Raw genomic sequence first — 17,846 nt, 5'->3', positions numbered from 1 at the left:
GGGATGTCCAGCTGCACGCGCCACCTGGGGGGATGTCTGCTCGCCCGCGCGCCGGATCTCTTGATTGATGAAAGCGAGATGCCTGTATGAAACCTGATTATTTTTGGTCGGGGTCGTTTGGTGCCCCTGCTGCCTCGTCCTCATCGGATGCATAAGGGATGCCATGGGAATTCATGGAAATCAACAGGAATTTTGCGAACCGCACCCCATGAAACACACTCAAGACACAGTATCACTCTAAAATCGGAACGTAATGACACCACTTGTGGAAGAATACGACGACCCGACCTCTATATATAGATAATTTGAGGCGTAAAATTTTTTCCCATGATTTCCCGAAAAAATTTGAAACCCGCCGCGAAGGGTGGAAATACTGCGTGTCCTTGTGCTGCGGCCTCACAGAATCGTTCGAAGTTCGCGCGCGTTTTCGGCGAAATATGCCCTCGGAAACCACACCTGCCCATGAATTCCCGCGGATCTCCGACTGCACGCGCCGCAACCTGAAACCGGCAAACTGAGCTTCAGAGGCTGGTGAAGCGCCGCGCTTCGCCTTGCCGCTTCTCTCACGGGAGCTACCCGAGTTGTTTATTCGCCCAAATTCCAGCCAATACCGCTCAATTAGAGGGCAAGCCGCCAGAAGGCCATGTTTGCGCCATCACCAGTGACCCAGAGTAATGCCCAATTTTTCAAGGCGCATTTCCAGTCGAGGCAAAAAACTGAACCAATCTATGCGCTTGCTGCATAGCAGCATTGACGATGTGACCTATTGTGCAATTGCAGCATTTGCCTATTTTCAATCTCAAGCAAGGGCCGAACGTTATCGGCAAAGCAAATAGACACGGATGATGAGCATGGCAGTCGCAAGCACACATACAGCACCCAAGAGCGCATCGGCGTTCGGAATCGCAGCCCTGGTGGAGAACGCTAAGACGCGCTTTGCCCGCTATCGTATGTATCGCCAGACCGTCAATGAACTGGCAGGGCTGTCGGATCGTGAACTGGCCGATCTGGGCCTGCATCGGTCCATGATCCGCCGGGTGGCCATGCAGGCCGCCAACGATCACATAGCGCAATAAGCGCGCCACGAATACTGAGATCAGGCCCTTACTCCTCCCTTAGGGTCTGTAATCAGCGGCAACGTCTTTCCTCCTCCCTGACGTTGCCGCACCCTATACCGGCCCCAACCCGCCGGATCCTGATACATTGGGGCTCTCCTCCTCCCTGCCTCGATGTTGAAAGCGCGCGGCGACGTCTTCCTCCTCCCTGACGTCGCCGCGTCTTCCTCATACCGGGCTCAAACCCGGGCACGAATACATCGGGGCTCTCCTCCTCCCTGCTCTGATGTTGACAAGACGGCGGTTCCCCTCCTCCTCCCTGGGAACCGCCGTTTTTTTAGTTTTCGAGCAGGGGTGTAAAACAGCGTCCTGATTTCTGATCCGGAGGACGTTATGGCAGCCTATTTCATCGCGCAGATCGACATCCACGACCCGGATGGGCATCAGGATTATCTGGCTGGCTTCATGCCGATTTTCTACCGCCACAGAGGCCGCTTGCTGACAATCTCATCCAAACCGGTCGAACGGATCGAAGGCGTTTGGCCCGACGGCGGGATTGTATTGATGGAGTTTCCGGACCTTGCGGCGGCGAAAGCCTGGAAAGACGACCCGGAGTACATCGAACTGGCGAAGATCCGGTAGGCCACCGCCGCAACCAATCTGATTCTGGTCGAAGGGATATGACGCCTCAGAACGGGACGTCATCCTTGTTGCTCAGAAAACGCGAGACCACTTTCTTGGTGCCGGCCTTGTCGAAGTCGACCTCGACCTTGTCACCCTCGATCCCGATCACCGCACCATAGCCGAATTTCTGGTGGAACACTCGTTCGCCCAGCGTGAAACTGGCCACTGCGGTGGCGTCGATGACCGTGTTCCGGCTTTCTTTGGGTTGCGACATGCCATGCTGCCCCTGCCGCGCCTGCAACCGCCTCCAGCCCGGCGAGTTGTAGACATTGGCTTCGACCGCACGCGTTTCAATGCCCGCAGTGTGCTGACCGCCACCATAAAGACCCGGAGGAGTAAGCACCTCAATGTGATCTTCCGGCAATTCGTCGATGAACCGGGATGGCATGGAGTTCTGCCACTGCCCGAACACCCGCCGGTTGGCGGCAAAAGAAATCGTGCACACCTCCTCGGCACGGGTGATGCCAACATAGGCCAGGCGACGTTCCTCCTCGAGCCCCTTGAGGCCAGATTCGTCCATTGACCGTTGCGAGGGGAACAACCCGTCCTCCCATCCCGGTAGGAAGACGGCGGGAAACTCCAGCCCCTTGGCCGCGTGAAGGGTCATGATCGAGACTTTGGCCCCGTCGCTGTCCTGCTCGTTGTCCATCACCAAACTGACATGCTCCAGAAACCCTTGCAGGTTCTCGAAATTGTCCAGCTGATTGACCAGTTCCTTTAGGTTTTCAAGGCGCCCCGGCGCTTCGGGCGTCTTGTCGTTCTGCCAATGGGCCGTATAACCGGATTCGTCGAGGATGATCTGCGCCAGCTCGATATGCGTGTGTTCGGGCGCACCGAACCGCATGGGTGAACCGTCATCGATCACGGACTCTTCGTCCACTTCAATCCGTGGTCCACGCGTCATCGCATTCCAACGCGCCAGACCGTCGATGAACTCGCGCAGCGCCTTACCGCCCTTGCCCTTGATCAGCCCATTGTCGACTGCAATCCGCGCGCCGTCGATCAGAGACACCCCGTTCTCACGCGCTGTCATCTGAATCGTCTGCTGCGCCTTGTCACCAAGTCCGCGTTTTGGCGTGTTCACGATTCTCTCGAACGCCAGATCATCCTCGGGGCTGACCACAAGCCGGAAATAGCCCATGGCATCGCGGATCTCCATCCGTTCATAGAATCGGGGGCCGCCAATCACCTTGTAGGGCAGACCGATGGTCAGGAACCGGTCCTCGAAGGCCCGCATCTGGTGCGAGGCTCGGACGAGGATGGCGATCTCGTCGAGGTTCATAGGGCGAATACCCCGCGTACCGTCCTGCATCGCGTCAATCTCCTCGCCGATCCAGCGGGCCTCTTCCTCACCATCCCAATGGCCTATCAGGTTGACCTTGTGGCCTTCCTCGGCATCGGTCCAGAGCTCTTTGCCCAGACGGTTTTCATTGCCCCGAATGACGTTCGACGCAGCCGCCAGAATATGCGGGGTCGAGCGATAGTTCTGTTCCAGTCGCACCACATACGCGCCGGGAAAGTCCTTTTCGAAGCGCAGGATGTTGCCCACCTCGGCCCCGCGCCAGCCATAGATCGACTGATCGTCATCGCCGACGCAACAGATGTTCTTGTGCCCCCCGGCCAGCAGGCGCAGCCACAGATATTGGGCGACGTTGGTGTCCTGATACTCATCCACGAGGATATAACGGAACCAGCGTTGGTATTGCTCCAGAACATCCTGATGGGTCTGGAAGATCGTAACCATGTGCAGAAGCAGATCGCCGAAATCCACCGCATTCAGCTCGCGCAAGCGGGTCTGGTATTGAGCGTAAAGCTCGACGCCCTTGTTATTGTAGGCCCCGGCATCGGCAGTGGGCACCTTGTCAGGTGTCAGAGCGCGGTTCTTCCAGTCGTCGATGATGCCGGCCAGCATCCGCGCGGGCCAGCGCTTGTCGTCGATATTGGCGGCCTGCACCAATTGCTTGAGCAGGCGAATCTGGTCGTCCTTATCCAGAATGGTGAAGTTCGATTTCAGATCGACCAGTTCCGCATGGCGGCGCAGCAGTTTGACGCAGATCGAATGAAACGTACCCAGCCATGGCATCCCCTCGGCGGGCTGTCCCAGCAGGCGGCCAACCCGTTCTTTCATCTCGCGCGCGGCCTTGTTGGTGAACGTGACCGACAGAATCTCATTCGGACGCGCGCGCGCAGTGTTGAGAAGATGTGCGATCCGAGCCGTCAGCGCCTTGGTCTTGCCGGTGCCAGCCCCGGCCAGCATCAGAACCGGACCGTCCAGCCGCTCGACCGCATCGCGCTGTGCCGGGTTCAGCTCATCCAGATAGGGCGAAGGGCGCGCAGCCATTGCCCGCGCCGACAGCGATGCGCCCTCGAAGGCGTCCATTTCGTCAAAACTGCTCATGGCCCCAAACTACGCTGGAAAAGCGCGAAGGGAAAGGGTTTGTTCACGGCTTGTTCGCAGACTTTTCACACTTCTTTTTACATTCAATTCTAAACAAAGACGCCGCCGCCCTGCGCCCCTGTTAACTCTCTGTCAAATCCTGACTGTGATGCTTGTCAGAGTGTTGTGGGAGCGGACATATGAAACAGGCGGAACTGACAGGTCAGTCCTCGAGGCTTAAAATGATGGGCGTGGCCCTGATGCTGCTCGCGCTGACAACAGCAGCGGGCTGGGGGATCTATGCCGCCCCGGCGCCAGTGGTTGATCGCATGCTGGAAGCTGACCTGCGAAAAAACGCGATGCGGATGAGCCGCCAGATCGAAAGCCATCTGAACGATCTTGGCCAGACATTCCGTTTTCACGCATTGACCGAGCATGACCAGGAGTTTTTGGAGCTACTGCCCGAAACCACGGACATTTACCGCTTCAAGCTGTTCGATGCTTCGGGGCAAGTGTTCTGGTCGACCCGTGCAAGCGACGTCGGGTTCGTGAATACGAAACCCTATTTCCAGTCGATCGTCGCCGCCGGGGGTCTTTATTACAAACACGAAGAGAAGCCGATTGCCGAAGTTGATTCCTTTGTTGTCGGCGATTCCCGGGATACGGAACTGAACAGCCGCCATGTGGCCGAGGTCTACACGCCGATCATCAAGGATGCGACGTTCCTAGGCGCCATCGAGTTCTATTCTGACATTACGGACCTGCGGAACCTGTTCATCACCCGCGTTCGCCTGTCCCTGGCGCTGCTCAGCGGGATAGCCCTGCTGGCGCTGACGACAGTTATCCTGATTGTTCATCGCACCAATCGTCGACAGGTTCGCGATCTGCGCAAACGGGCCATAAAAGAGCGGGAACTGATGGACGAACAGATGCGCCTCGCCCGCGAGGTCCGCCTGCTAGGTGAATTGAACGAATGGCTGCAATCAAGCCGGTCGCTGGATGAACTGTTCGACATGGTGTCTCGCTTCATGACCCATATCCTGCCAGAGGCCGAAGGCAGTGTGTATGTCTACTCCAACTCACGCGACGTGCTGGATGGCTGCGCAAGCTGGAACGGTGGAACTCATAAATCTCACATTCATCCCGAAGGATGCTGGGGCTTGCGGCGCGGCCGGACCTATGAGTTCGGCGCATCCGAGATTGATTTTGTCTGCGAACACGCCGAACCGCATGACGGTCGGCCCTATTTCTGCTTTCCCATTCTGGCCCATGGCGAAACCGTTGGCCTCTTGCATCTGCGGGCACTTGAGGGGCGCGAAGACTGCTTCAACAAGAGCCGCAAATTGGCCCAATTGTGCGCCGAACAGATCAGTATGGCGATCGCCAATGTCCGGATGCGGGATCAACTTCATGACCAATCGGTACGAGACCCGCTGACCGGGCTGTTCAATCGCCGCCATATGACCGAGATGCTGCGCAAGTCCATCAGCCGCAGCCAGCAGACGGGCGCTGCACTAAGCCTGATCGCAGTGGACGTGGATCACTTCAAGAAGTTCAACGATACTCACGGGCATGATGCTGGCGACATGGTATTGCGCGCAGTCGGCGCCGCCTTGGAGCAAGGGTGCGACCGGGACGAAGTCGCCTGCCGCATCGGTGGTGAGGAGTTTATGCTGATCCTGCCTGACAACAGCCCCGAAGATGCCATGACCCGCGCCGAACAGCTGCGCCAGGCGGTCGAGGCTGTATCCGTACGGTATGGTGAGAAGGCATTGCCGCGCATCACGATATCACTTGGGGTCGCACATTACCCGGCCCACGGCACCATGCCGCAGGACCTGCTGCGCGCGGCCGATGATGCGCTTTATGTCGCCAAGGACAAGGGCCGCAACCAAGTGCATGTCGCAAGTGGCGCCAAGAACCAGGCCCAACGTACGTCACCTGAAAGCCAGCAACCATCTAAGGATGCAGCTTAAAAAACTTGCCGAATCGCATGGCAGGTCGGATCAATCTGCATGGACTTGCACAGCACCTATCCCGGCATACCGGATCTGAAACACCGTGCGCGCCGTCGCCTGCCGCATTTCGTGTGGGAATATATCGACAGTGGAACCGGGATGGAAACGACACTGCACCGGAACCGCCAAGCCCTGGATGACGTGCGCCTCTGCCCCTCGATCCTGCACGGCGAGCTGGACTTTGATACGTCAAAGACGTTTCTTGAGGCTCCGTATCCGATGCCATTCGGAATCGCACCGATCGGAATGTCCGGGCTGGTCTGGCCCCGCGCGGAACAGCTGCTTGCCAGCGCGGCCGCAAAGGCGGGTATTCCCTACACTCTGTCGACAGTAGCCAGCCAAAGCCCCGAAGACATGGCACCGCATCTTGGGGACAATGCCTGGTTCCAGCTTTATCCGCCCCGAGATCCGGATATTCGAAAGGACCTGCTGAACCGGGTCCGCAAGGCCGGGTTCAAAACCCTGGTTCTCACAGCGGATGTTCCCGTCGCATCGCGCAGGGAAAGGCAGACACGATCGGGCTTGCGGCAACCGCCAAAGCTGACCCCGCGCGTGCTGGCGCAGATCGCCCAGAGACCCGCCTGGGCGATGGGCATGCTGCGCAACGGTGTGCCGCACATGCGAACGCTGGACAAGTATATTGAAAACCCCGGAGATCTGCCCCCGACTGCACATGTCGGATACCTGCTTCGAACATCGCCAGACCTGGAGTATGTCAAATGGCTGCGCGACCATTGGGACGGGCCGCTTGTCCTGAAAGGCGTCCTGCGCCCGGAGGATACGAGCAGGTTAGAACAGGTTGGTGTCAACGCCTTGTGGGTGTCGAATCATGGCGGTCGTCAATTTGACGCGGCCCCGGCCAGCATTGAGGTTCTTCCCTCTATCCGGGATGCGACCCGCCTGCCCCTGATCTTCGACAGTGGCGTCGAAGGCGGCCTGGATATCTTGAGGGCAATGTCACTTGGCGCGGATTTCGTCATGCTCGGGCGCGCTTTTTTGTATGGACTCGCCGCACTTGGCGCACAAGGGCCCGCACATGTCATCGATATCCTAAGACAGGATCTGCACGCTAATATGGGTCAGATGGGATTGGCGCGCTTGTGTCAGATTGAGAGTTAACGTTTATTATTTGATGCTGCGACGCGGCATAAGTATAAAGGCACTGCGACCAAAGGGCGTTTGCGAGCGTTAACATGCCGGTTCTACCCAGAAGAACGGATATACGTGTGCGTATTCTCTGCCCAATAAGACGCCTATACACGAAAGTCCGGGACCTATCATGACAGACTTCAACAAGATCCTGATCGCCAACCGCGGCGAGATTGCCATCCGCGTCATGCGCGCAGCAAACGAAATGGGAAAACGAACCGTCGCTGTTTACGCTGAAGAAGACAAACTGGGCCTGCACCGGTTCAAGGCGGACGAGGCGTATCAGATCGGTGAAGGCATGGGGCCGGTCGCCGCGTATCTTTCGATCGACGAGATTATCCGTGTTGCCAAGCAATGTGGTGCCGACGCGATCCACCCGGGCTATGGCCTGCTGTCCGAGAACCCGGATTTCGTCGATGCCTGCGTCAAGAACGGTATCACCTTCATTGGTCCAAAGGCGGACACCATGCGCGCGCTCGGCGACAAGGCCAGCGCGCGACGCGTAGCCATCGAAGCAGGTGTTCCGGTCATTCCTGCCACCGAAGTTCTGGGCGTTGACATGGACGCGATCCGCAAGGAGGCCGCCGAGATCGGTTACCCGCTGATGCTCAAGGCGTCTTGGGGCGGCGGCGGGCGCGGCATGCGCCCGATCCAGTCGGAAGAAGAACTGGAAGAGAAAGTCCTGGAAGGCCGTCGCGAGGCAGAGGCCGCCTTCGGCAATGGCGAAGGCTATCTGGAGAAAATGATCATCCGAGCGCGCCATGTCGAGGTGCAAATCCTGGGTGACAAACACGGTGAAATCTATCACCTCTATGAACGCGACTGCTCGGTCCAGCGCCGGAACCAAAAGGTCGTTGAACGCGCCCCTGCCCCGTATCTGTGCGACGAACAGCGCGCCGAAATCTGCGAACTGGGCCGCAAGATCTGCGCTCATGTGAACTATGAATGTGCCGGAACCGTCGAGTTCCTGATGGACATGGAAACCGGCAAATTCTATTTCATCGAAGTAAACCCTCGTGTGCAGGTGGAACACACCGTCACCGAAGAAGTCACCGGCATTGACATTGTGCAGGCGCAGATCCTGATCGCCGAGGGCAAACCTCTGGCAGAGGCGACCGGCGCTGCAAGCCAGGCAGACGTGCATTTGAACGGCCACGCGCTGCAGACCCGCATCACGACGGAAGATCCGCAGAACAACTTCATTCCCGACTATGGCCGCATCACCGCGTATCGCTCGGCCACCGGTATGGGTATTCGCCTGGATGGCGGGACGGCCTATGCGGGTGGTGTGATCACCCGGTATTATGACTCGCTGCTGACCAAGGTTACCGCTTGGGCCCCGACGCCCGAAAAAGCGATCAGCCGGATGGACCGTGCCTTGCGAGAATTCCGTATTCGTGGTGTCAGCACCAATATCGATTTCGTCATCAACCTGCTCAAGCACCCGACCTTCCTGTCGAACGAATACACCACCAAGTTCATCGACACCACGCCTGAGCTGTTCACCTTCAAGAAGCGGCGCGACCGGGGCACCAAGGTTTTGACCTATATCGCCGACATCACGGTGAACGGACATCCCGAGACCAAGGACCGCCCCGAACCGCGCGCCGATCTGAAAGAGGCCAAGCCGCCCGCGCTGAAAGCCGAACCGCAGATGGGTACGCGCAACCTGCTGGAGCAGAAGGGCCCGCAGGCGGTGGCAGACTGGATGAAAGCCCAGCGCCAACTGCTGATCACCGACACCACCATGCGCGACGGGCACCAGTCTCTGTTGGCGACCCGGATGCGGTCAATCGACATGATCAAAGTGGCCCCGACCTATGCGGCGAACCTGCCGCAGCTGTTCTCGGTCGAGTGTTGGGGCGGTGCGACCTTCGACGTCGCCTACCGCTTCTTGCAGGAATGTCCATGGCAGCGCCTGCGCGACCTGCGCGAGGCGATGCCGAACCTGATGACCCAGATGCTGCTACGCGGCGCAAACGGAGTGGGGTATACGAACTACCCTGATAACGTGGTGCAGGAGTTCGTGCGTCAGGCGGCGACAGGAATTGACGTGTTCCGTGTCTTCGACTCGCTGAACTGGGTCGAGAACATGCGCGTGGCGATGGATGCGGTCGTCGAAACCGGTAAGATTTGTGAAGGTACCGTCTGTTACACTGGCGATATTCTTGACCCGGACCGTGCCAAGTACGACCTGAAATACTATGTCGGCATGGCGAAAGAGCTGCGCGACGCCGGCGCGCATATTCTGGGCCTGAAAGACATGGCGGGCCTGCTGAAACCCGCCGCGGCCAAGATCCTGATCCGCGCGCTGAAAGAAGAGGTCGGGCTGCCGATCCACTTCCACACACATGACACTGCCGGTATTGCCAGCGCGACCATTCTGGCCGCGTCCGAGGCGGGCGTGGATGCTGTTGACTGCGCGATGGACAGCTTCTCGGGCAACACCAGCCAGGCGACGCTGGGTACGGTGGTCGAAGCGCTGCGCCACACAGACCGCGACACCGGTCTGGACATCAAGGCGATCCGTGAAATCAGCGATTACTTCGAGGTTGTCCGCGGCCAGTACGCGGCGTTCGAGTCGAGCCTGCAGGCTCCGGCCTCGGAAGTTTATCTGCACGAGATGCCCGGCGGTCAGTTCACCAACCTCAAGGCACAGGCGCGCAGCCTGGGCCTGGAAGAGCGCTGGCACGAAGTGGCGCAGATGTATGCTGACGTGAACCAGATGTTCGGTGACATCGTGAAGGTAACGCCATCTTCCAAGGTCGTTGGCGACATGGCGCTGATGATGGTCAGCCAGAACATGACCCGCGAGCAGGTCGAGGACCCCGATACCGACGTGGCCTTCCCGGACTCGGTCGTGGACATGATGCGCGGCAATCTGGGTCAGCCTCCGGGCGGTTTTCCGGACACCATCATCAAGAAGGTGCTTAAGGACGAAGCCCCCAACACCGAACGCCCCGGCAAGGACGTGACTGCGGTTGATCTTGAGGCCACCCGCGTAGAGCTGTCCAAGCAACTGGAAGGCAAAGAGGTCGATGACGAGGATCTGAACGGATACCTGATGTATCCCAAGGTGTTCCTGGACTACATGGGACGTCACCGGATTTACGGCCCGGTCCGTACCCTGCCTACGCGCACTTTCTTCTACGGCATGGAGCCCGGTGAAGAGATCACGGCGGAAATCGACCCCGGCAAGACGCTGGAAATCCGCTGTCAGGCCATTGGCGAAACGGATGAAAAGGGCGAGGTCAAAGTGTTCTTTGAACTCAACGGCCAGCCGCGCGTGATCCGGGTTCCGAACCGGATGGTCACGTCAAGCACGCAAGCGCGCCCCAAGGCCGAGGTTGGCAACCCGGATCATATCGGCGCGCCGATGCCGGGTGTTGTGGCCACCGTCGCAGTGACTGCGGGTCAACAGATCAAGGAAGGCGACATGTTGCTAACCATCGAGGCGATGAAGATGGAAACGGGAATCCACGCCGAGCGCGATGCGACCGTCAAGGCCGTTCATGTGCAGCCCGGCGGCCAGATTGACGCAAAGGACCTTCTGGTCGAGCTGGAATAAGCTGACGAACCGGTTACAGTTCAAAGGGCCGCGCGGGAAACCACGCGGCCCTTTTACTATGCTGAACCGGAGAAACACCATGCTTGCTATCACCCCGATCTATGCGGCCCTGATTGCTATCCTTTACGTTGCACTCAGCGTCAAAGTGATCCTGCAGCGCCGCAGCGACAAAATCTCGGTCGGGGATGGCGGCAGCAAATTGATGATCAAGGCAATACGGACACATTCAAATTGCGCCGAATACGCCCCAATCGCCCTTTTGCTGATTGCTATGGTAGAGTTGCAGGGCGCAGGTGGGTTGATTTTGCATGGACTGGGCTTGATGTTGCTGGCCGGACGTCTTTTGCACGCATACGGATTTGGGCGCACGCCCCAGATCGTCATCCTGCGGCAGGCTGGCATGAGCCTGACTTTCCTGGCCATTCTGATTGCGGCCATCACAAACCTGATTCTGGCGCTATAGGTTGGCTGGCGGATGCTATCCCGTCAGATCCGTCGTCATCACATTGGGCGCTTTCAACAAAATGGGCGTGATCCGATTGTGTGCGTGATTGTCCGGTTCTGGCATCGCGGTGACCAGCAAAATCATTGCGGCCAGCGCCATTATCTTCATGTCTGCAACGGATATCATGAAAGCCCTTCCACCCATGTCTTTTTTGATCTGCGTTTGAGATTGAACGGACCGGAAGCCGGGTTCCGTCGAAAGATTTTTCCTCTTTTTTGTGTTTTTCCGCTTGCAGCCCCGCGTGGGAATTTATACATCCCTCCTCACTCAACGGCGCGGGCGTAGCTCAGGGGTAGAGCATAACCTTGCCAAGGTTAGGGTCGGGCGTTCGAATCGCCTCGCCCGCTCCATTGAGAGGTCTTTGGACCACATATGTATCTGATGCGGGCGTAGCTCAGGGGTAGAGCATAACCTTGCCAAGGTTAGGGTCGGGCGTTCGAATCGCCTCGCCCGCTCCAGATACCAAATTCACCAAACAAGCTGGTTCTTTGTAGAGCGTTGCGCCATTCTGGCTGCATTGCGCACTATAGGATCATTACCCATGTCTGATTACATTATCCGCCCTCTGACCCGCGAAGAAGTCCAACACGCCGTGGATTGGGCTGGGCGTGAGGGATGGAATCCGGGCCTCCACGATGCCGAATGCTTTCGCCCGACCGACCCGGAAGGGTTTCTGGGCGGGTTCCTGGATGGTGAGATGATCGCCTCGGTTTCGGCAGTTAATTACAACGACGCGTTTTCGTTTCTTGGCTTCTACATCGTAAAACCTGATTTCCGGCATCACGGACACGGGCTTGAGATTGCGGGACACGCGCTGGCGCATTGCACCGGCCGGAATATGGGTCTGGATGGTGTGGTGGAACAACAGGACAACTATCGCAAATCCGGCTTCACCTTCGCCTACAACAACTACCGTTTTTCCGGGACGAAGACACGGGTTTTAGCGAAGTTGGGCACCGCGCCGATTGACCACATAACCGATCTGAACAGCGCATCTGATGACCTGAAAGCTTACGACCGCAAGCTATTCCCTGCCCCGCGCGATCTGTTTCTGGAAAGCTGGTTGAGTGCCTTTAGCCATGTCTCGAAACTCTACACTGAGAATGGTAAAATCCGCGGCTACGCGACTCTGCGCCCCTGCCTAACCGGCTATAAGGTTGGCCCGCTGTTCGCAGATACGTCCAAAATTGCGAAGGCTTTGCTGCGGGCACTTTTGGAGGCAATTCCTGAAGACCACAGCGAACATGAGGTCTTCGTCGATATACCTCAGCCCAACACAGCTGCTTTTGCGCTGGCCGACGAGCTTGGGCTGGACAAGGTGTTCGAAACGGCCCGAATGTATTCCGATCACGAACCCGATATCGACCTGACTCGCATCTTTGGCGTAACGACGTTTGAGTTGGGCTAGAACGCCTTGAACGTCATCGTGGTCAGCGACCGCTCAATGTTTGGAATCACCAGCAGGTGCTCGTTGATAAAATGGCCCACATCCTCGGTTTCGGGGATATAGAGCTTGAGCATCAGATCATACTCACCGCTGGTGGAATAGAGTTCCGAGTGAATTTCGCGTAACGCAATCTCTTCGGCGACCTTGTAGGTAGTACCGGGTTTGCAACGGATTTGTATGAAAACGCAGGTGGACATGAGCCGGGCCTTTTGAATCGAGTTTCCGGCAGGCTGGCATGGCGCGGACCTGGGTGCAATCCCCTGCAACAGTTTGAAGCGATCGCGACGCGGGCACTGGATCAACTGGCCCAACCCCGTCTATAAGCGCGCCTGTAGCAAAAGGAATTCGCCCATGCGCAGCGCAAAGATCAGCCGTCAGACCGCCGAGACCGAAATTTCGGTCGAGGTCAATCTGGACGGCACCGGCCAGTATGACAACCAGACCGGCGTAGGCTTCTTTGACCACATGCTGGACCAGTTGGCACGTCATTCACTGATCGACATGACGATCCGAGCCAAGGGCGATTACCACATCGACGACCACCACACGGTCGAAGATACCGGCATCGCGCTGGGGCAGGCACTGACGAAAGCTCTGGGCGACAAGAAAGGTGTTCGGCGGTATGGCGAATGCCACCTGCCGATGGATGACGCTCAGGTGCGCTGTGCGCTGGACCTGTCGGGCCGCCCCTACTTGATCTGGAATGTGGAGCTGCCGACACAGAAAATCGGCGCGTTTGACACAGAGCTTGTGCGTGAGTTCTTTCAGGCTCTCAGCACCCATGGCGGCATCACGCTGCATATCGACCAGTTGCACGGCTTCAACAGCCACCACATCGCCGAGGCTGCATTCAAGGCCGTTGCGCGCGCGCTGCGCGACGCCGTCGAAACCGATCCGCGCAAGGCAGACGCGATTCCGTCGACCAAAGGCGCGTTGTAAATGCTGACCGCCATTATCGACTACGAAAGCGGCAACCTGCACTCGGCGGAAAAAGCGTTTCAGCGCATGGCGCAAGAGGTCGGCGCGGGTGAGGTTGTCGTCACCTCGGACGCGGATGTTGTGGCACGCGCGGATCGTTTGGTCTTGCCCGGCGACGGAGCGTTTCCGGCATGCGCCGCCGAACTGCGTGGTCACAAGGGTATCTATGACGCGATGGTCGAGGCGGTCGAACAGAAAGGCCGCCCGTTTCTGGGCATCTGTGTGGGCATGCAGTTGATGGCAACCAAAGGCCATGAATACAGCGAAACGGATGGTCTGGACTGGATTTCCGGCGATGTCGTCAGGATCGAACCGTCAGACACAGCGCTGAAAGTGCCGCATATGGGCTGGAACGATCTTGTTCTGGACAGCGATCACCCGGTGTTCAACGGGGTGAAATCCGGCGATCACACCTATTTCGTCCACTCTTACCACTTCCGCGTATCCGACCCGGCACAGCGATTGGCCTATGTGGACTACGGGCAGGAAGTCACGGCCGTCATTGGCCGCGACACGATGGTTGGAATGCAGTTCCACCCCGAGAAAAGTCAGGACGTTGGCCTGCGCATGCTGGGCAACTTCCTGACCTGGAAACCCTGAGGCCTACTGAACACGCGTCCAGGTTTGTCCGCGGCAGATCAGACCGCCCGCCACACACCCTTTGACGGTCAGTTTGTTCTGGCCGTCCAGCGACATTTTCGAATTGTATGTCTTGTCCCGGTCCGGTGCCCAGATCTTGCCGCTGTCATAGCTTCCGCCATCCTCGGGCACCATGTCCCAGATGATCTTCTTACCGAGGTTTTCATATTCCAGCTGCTCGTTGCCATCCGCATCAAACGCGCTGTCGATGGTTCCGCAGATCGCACTACCGCATTCGGAAATCGTCACGTGCAGATAGCCGCCGGTATCACCGGGTGCAGTCTTCCACAGACCGTCGACGGGATCTGCAGCCATCGCGCCGGTTGCGAGAAACATCAAACCCGCTGCAAAAGTAAATCTCTTCATAGTTTTCTCCCTGTTTTGAGGGCAGTCTGACCCGGCATTCAGCGACGGGCAAGAATGACCCAGCGTCGCGTTGCATCCCCTGCCCTGCCTGTGCGATATCCCGCGCGTGTAACAGTGATATAGGGCCGCCCGACATGATCCTCTACCCCGCCATCGACCTTAAAGACGGCAATGCCGTGCGCCTTCTGCGCGGTGACATGGACAAGGCCACCGTGTTCAACGAAGACCCGGCGGCACAAGCGCGCGCCTTTGTCGAGGCCGGGTGCGAGTGGCTGCATCTGGTCGATCTGAACGGTGCCTTCGCGGGTGAACCGGTCAACGCTGCCCCGGTCGAGGCGATTCTGGAAACCTGCAATGTGCCTGCGCAATTGGGCGGCGGCATCCGTGACATGGCGACCATCGAAACCTGGGTCGAAAAGGGTCTGGCGCGGGTTATTCTGGGCACGGTTGCCGTCGAAAACCCTGACTTGGTGCGTGAAGCAGCCATGGCGTTCCCGGGCAAGATCGCCGTGGGCATCGACGCGCGAAACGGCATGGTGGCCACAAAAGGCTGGGCCGAAGAAACCAATGTTCAGGTGACTGATCTGGCCCGCAGCTTCGAAGACGCGGGCGTGGCCGCGATCATCTACACAGATATCAACCGTGACGGCGCCATGCAGGGCCCCAATATCGAGGCCACGGCAGACCTCGCCAGAACGGTAGACATTCCTGTTATCGCATCCGGTGGCGTGTCATCGATCGCCGATCTGATCGCCCTGCGCGATTGTGGCGCAGCCCTGAACGGTGCCATTTCCGGACGTGCGCTTTATGATGGGGCGATTGATCTGAAAGAGGCTCTGACAACTCTCAGAGAATAGTTCAATGTTCCATTCGCCTGTAAAGCGTTCTGATTTGTCCGCGCAAAGCCTGCTGCACAAACGGTATAAAGACGGCGATTTTCTTGACTGCTTCAGCGTCGAATCGGAACTCTCGCCTCGTCGAGCCGCAGAAATCATTACCGCGTTTCCGGCATGGACGATGGCGCTGGTGCGATTGCGTGGCGCGTTGGTCGCACCTTTCGGCCTCAGCTCGAAAGGACCTGAGGCTGCGGACAAGCTGGGGATTTTTCCGGTTGAATATGATGGTGAGGCCGAAGTGATTGCAGGATTCAACGACCGCCATCTGGATTTTCGTGTCTCAGTCCTGTCAGAAAACGGCCGAATCTCGCTGGCCACCTGGGTACATCGTCACAATTGGGGTGGGCGACTGTACCTTGCTGCGATCCTGCCGTTTCACATCCTGATCGCGCGAAACGCGCTTGCGCGTGTGAAAAGCGCAAGCGCATAACCAAAAAGGTCTTAACCCGCAGCGGCGGCGGTCAGCTTGGCCAGTGCGCCGCGCATTTTCTCGATAACGGGTGATTTTTCGACGTCATCCAGTTCATCCATCGTCTCTTTGGGATCTTCATAGGCCAGCCAGACCTGACCGTTGCCGTCCTCATATGCCTGCACCTTGAGCGGCAGGAACAACCCCGCACGCGGATCGATCTGCATGGCCGGCGTACCCAGCGCAGGATTGCCGAAAATCAGCACTTGATTGGCCGGGATGGGCATTCCGACCTTTTCCGCCCCCGCCGCGTGGTCGATGCGGGCGAACACCGTGGCTCCTGCGTTGCCTACCGCTGCCTCCAGATCATCCAGCGCCTCGACTACGGATTTATTCGTTTGAACTTTGATGATGTCGTCAGCCATGGCGGCAAGAGCCCCTCCGAACGAAAGAATTGAAGCCAGTATCAAAGTACGCATATCGGTTTTCCTTCTATAAAATTCACCCCAATTCTCACAGGTTTTGGAAATCTGACAATCACAAGTCTGGCATCAGCAAAGCCTTGCCTGAATTGGAGATGCCCATTTTACCCTTGCTTTTGCGAACAATCCGACCAAAAGCCAAACATTTTACTGCGTTGGGCCATAATTCGGGCGGAATCCCCGCTTAATTCCCTCGTCAAACACAACAACCCGGGTGGCAAACGTGAGTATTTCGAACCTAGACGTTCCCAACACGTCCAGATTCAGATCAGCAACCATTGCGATCTTCTGCGCGGCGATTTTCACAAGCGCGAGTCTGCTTTTCTTTGTCCAGCCGCTTTTTGCCAAGCTGGTTCTTCCCAAAATTGGCGGTGCGCCGGCAGTTTGGACCACCGCCATGCTGTTTTTCCAAGTGGTGCTGATTCTCGGATATGTGTACGCACATCTTTTGACCAAATTTCTGCCCTTGCGCTGGCAGATCGTTACCCATTTTGCCCTCTGGGTCGCAGCGCTGACTTTCCTGCCGCTGTCCACCAGCGAAAGCTGGAGCTATAACGCCTCGACCTCGACCGCAGTGCAAACGCTTGGCCTGTTCGCCGTAGGTGTAGGTGTACCTTTTGCAGTGTTGTCAGCAAATGCGCCCCTGTTGCAGTCATGGTACGCCAAGTCGGGCGGGCCGTCGGCGGATGATCCGTATTTCCTTTACAGCGCCAGTAATGTCGGATCATTGCTGGCGTTGCTGGCTTTCCCCCTGGTTGCAGACCCATTTTTTGGGGCCGCTGAGATCAGCCGCGTGTGGCTGATCGGCTTTGTGCTGTTCGGGGCGCTCTTGCTTGGCAGTGGCATGATCGCCCTGCGGGGGTCACGTCACACAGAGTCGTCGGTGCAAACAGCACTTAAAGCCAGTTTCCCCACTCTGTGGCAAATAGCTATCTGGGTGTTCGTCGCATTCATTCCCTCCTCATTGATGCTGTCCTTCACAACGCGCGTCAGCACGGACCTTGGTGCTCTCCCGCTGATCTGGGTCGTTCCGCTGGCGGTCTACATCCTGTCCTTCATCATTGCCTTCGCCAAATGGAAACACCTGACGCTTGACGCTTTGAACCTGCCTATGCTGGCGGCGCTGGCGGCGGGTGTCGTACTGGTGTCCAAAGTGGTCAGCGAACATGACGCGCCGGTGGTCATCCTGCTCTATGTCCCGGTGTTGTTCGTCATCGCTCTTTTTTTGCACATCGCCTGCTTTACGATATGCGTCCGTCAGCCGAGCAGTTGA

General features: G+C 57.8%; 18 protein-coding genes and 2 tRNA genes. 14 read left to right on the top strand and 6 right to left on the bottom strand.

Going from position 1 to position 17,846, the window contains the following annotated elements; all coding sequences use genetic code 11:
- Positions 1-851 precede the first annotated feature (851 nt).
- Together AC2FFA_RS07295 and AC2FFA_RS07290 are read left to right on the top strand one after the other, a co-directional pair.
- On the top strand, positions 852-1,076 hold the full coding sequence (locus AC2FFA_RS07295; RefSeq protein ID WP_496850818.1) for a DUF1127 domain-containing protein: 225 nt from the start codon (positions 852-854) through the stop codon (positions 1,074-1,076).
- A 372-nt stretch (positions 1,077-1,448) separates the two neighbouring features.
- The gene (locus AC2FFA_RS07290) at positions 1,449-1,697 is read left to right on the top strand and encodes a DUF1330 domain-containing protein (protein WP_496850816.1); all 249 of its coding nucleotides are present in this window, start codon (positions 1,449-1,451) and stop codon (positions 1,695-1,697) included.
- 46 nt (positions 1,698-1,743) lie between these two features.
- On the opposite strand, the gene AC2FFA_RS07285 is transcribed toward AC2FFA_RS07290, so the two are convergent.
- Positions 1,744-4,137, bottom strand: coding sequence for an ATP-dependent helicase (locus tag AC2FFA_RS07285; protein ID WP_496850814.1), 2,394 nt, complete (start codon positions 4,135-4,137; stop codon positions 1,744-1,746).
- Between the two features lie 179 nt (positions 4,138-4,316).
- Between AC2FFA_RS07285 and AC2FFA_RS07280 the strand changes: the two genes are divergently transcribed.
- The 4 genes from AC2FFA_RS07280 to AC2FFA_RS07265 all read left to right on the top strand — a co-directional run bounded on the left by AC2FFA_RS07280 (position 4,317) and on the right by AC2FFA_RS07265 (position 11,314).
- Entirely contained in the window at positions 4,317-6,092 is a 1,776-nt protein-coding gene (locus tag AC2FFA_RS07280) for a sensor domain-containing diguanylate cyclase (protein WP_496850812.1), read from the top strand.
- A gap of 39 nt (positions 6,093-6,131) precedes the next feature.
- Entirely contained in the window at positions 6,132-7,253 is a 1,122-nt protein-coding gene (locus AC2FFA_RS07275; protein WP_496850810.1) for an alpha-hydroxy acid oxidase, read from the top strand.
- 160 nt (positions 7,254-7,413) lie between these two features.
- Positions 7,414-10,851: a pyruvate carboxylase gene (locus AC2FFA_RS07270; RefSeq protein ID WP_496850808.1), complete on the top strand. Its 3,438-nt coding sequence runs from the start codon at positions 7,414-7,416 to the stop codon at positions 10,849-10,851.
- A 79-nt stretch (positions 10,852-10,930) separates the two neighbouring features.
- A complete protein-coding gene (locus AC2FFA_RS07265; RefSeq protein WP_117868315.1) occupies positions 10,931-11,314 on the top strand; it encodes an MAPEG family protein in 384 nt (127 codons plus the stop codon).
- Between the two features lie 15 nt (positions 11,315-11,329).
- Here AC2FFA_RS07265 and AC2FFA_RS07260 read toward each other — a convergent pair whose 3' ends face one another.
- Positions 11,330-11,482: a hypothetical protein gene (locus AC2FFA_RS07260; RefSeq protein WP_496850807.1), complete on the bottom strand. Its 153-nt coding sequence runs from the start codon at positions 11,480-11,482 to the stop codon at positions 11,330-11,332.
- 149 nt (positions 11,483-11,631) lie between these two features.
- Here AC2FFA_RS07260 and AC2FFA_RS07255 point away from each other — a divergent pair.
- The 3 genes from AC2FFA_RS07255 (at position 11,632) to AC2FFA_RS07245 (ending at position 12,764) form a co-directional block, all read left to right on the top strand.
- A tRNA-Gly gene (locus tag AC2FFA_RS07255) sits at positions 11,632-11,706 on the top strand.
- Positions 11,707-11,739: 33 nt separating this feature from the next.
- Positions 11,740-11,814: transfer RNA gene (locus AC2FFA_RS07250), tRNA-Gly, on the top strand.
- Positions 11,815-11,897: 83 nt separating this feature from the next.
- Positions 11,898-12,764 (top strand): GNAT family N-acetyltransferase, encoded by an 867-nt coding sequence (locus AC2FFA_RS07245; RefSeq protein WP_496850805.1) that lies wholly within the window; start codon positions 11,898-11,900, stop codon positions 12,762-12,764.
- On the opposite strand, the gene AC2FFA_RS07240 is transcribed toward AC2FFA_RS07245, so the two are convergent.
- The gene (locus AC2FFA_RS07240) at positions 12,761-13,000 is read right to left on the bottom strand and encodes an Lrp/AsnC family transcriptional regulator (protein WP_117868312.1); all 240 of its coding nucleotides are present in this window, start codon (positions 12,998-13,000) and stop codon (positions 12,761-12,763) included. The genes AC2FFA_RS07245 and AC2FFA_RS07240 overlap by 4 nt on opposite strands.
- A 154-nt stretch (positions 13,001-13,154) precedes the next feature.
- Here AC2FFA_RS07240 and hisB point away from each other — a divergent pair, with 154 nt between their 5' ends.
- Together hisB and hisH are read left to right on the top strand one after the other, a co-directional pair.
- A complete protein-coding gene (gene hisB / locus AC2FFA_RS07235) occupies positions 13,155-13,742 on the top strand; it encodes an imidazoleglycerol-phosphate dehydratase HisB (protein ID WP_117868311.1) in 588 nt (195 codons plus the stop codon).
- Positions 13,743-14,381 carry an imidazole glycerol phosphate synthase subunit HisH gene (gene hisH, locus AC2FFA_RS07230; RefSeq protein WP_117868310.1) on the top strand — a complete coding sequence of 213 codons (639 nt, stop codon included), beginning with the start codon at positions 13,743-13,745 and terminating at the stop codon, positions 14,379-14,381. It begins immediately after the preceding gene.
- Positions 14,382-14,384: 3 nt separating this feature from the next.
- Here hisH and AC2FFA_RS07225 read toward each other — a convergent pair whose 3' ends face one another.
- Positions 14,385-14,786 (bottom strand): DUF2147 domain-containing protein, encoded by a 402-nt coding sequence (locus AC2FFA_RS07225; protein ID WP_117868309.1) that lies wholly within the window; start codon positions 14,784-14,786, stop codon positions 14,385-14,387.
- A gap of 134 nt (positions 14,787-14,920) precedes the next feature.
- Between AC2FFA_RS07225 and hisA the strand changes: the two genes are divergently transcribed.
- Positions 14,921-15,643, top strand: coding sequence for a 1-(5-phosphoribosyl)-5-[(5-phosphoribosylamino)methylideneamino]imidazole-4-carboxamide isomerase (gene hisA, locus AC2FFA_RS07220; RefSeq protein WP_496850802.1), 723 nt, complete (start codon positions 14,921-14,923; stop codon positions 15,641-15,643).
- 4 nt (positions 15,644-15,647) lie between these two features.
- Positions 15,648-16,112, top strand: coding sequence for a DUF2867 domain-containing protein (locus tag AC2FFA_RS07215; RefSeq protein ID WP_496850800.1), 465 nt, complete (start codon positions 15,648-15,650; stop codon positions 16,110-16,112).
- An 11-nt stretch (positions 16,113-16,123) separates the two neighbouring features.
- Here the strand turns inward: AC2FFA_RS07215 and AC2FFA_RS07210 are convergent, their stop codons facing one another.
- Together AC2FFA_RS07210 and AC2FFA_RS07205 are read right to left on the bottom strand one after the other, a co-directional pair.
- Positions 16,124-16,570 (bottom strand): DUF302 domain-containing protein, encoded by a 447-nt coding sequence (locus AC2FFA_RS07210; protein WP_496850799.1) that lies wholly within the window; start codon positions 16,568-16,570, stop codon positions 16,124-16,126.
- 150 nt (positions 16,571-16,720) lie between these two features.
- On the bottom strand, positions 16,721-16,972 hold the full coding sequence (locus AC2FFA_RS07205) for a hypothetical protein (protein ID WP_496850797.1): 252 nt from the start codon (positions 16,970-16,972) through the stop codon (positions 16,721-16,723).
- Here AC2FFA_RS07205 and AC2FFA_RS07200 point away from each other — a divergent pair.
- Positions 16,971-17,846 carry a hypothetical protein gene (locus AC2FFA_RS07200; protein ID WP_496850796.1) on the top strand — a complete coding sequence of 292 codons (876 nt, stop codon included), beginning with the start codon at positions 16,971-16,973 and terminating at the stop codon, positions 17,844-17,846. The genes AC2FFA_RS07205 and AC2FFA_RS07200 overlap by 2 nt on opposite strands.

This window comes from Ruegeria sp. YTSB088, assembly GCF_059609825.1.
The sequence above is the reverse complement of the archived record's forward strand: the minus strand, read 5'-3'. Positions and strand labels throughout refer to the sequence as shown.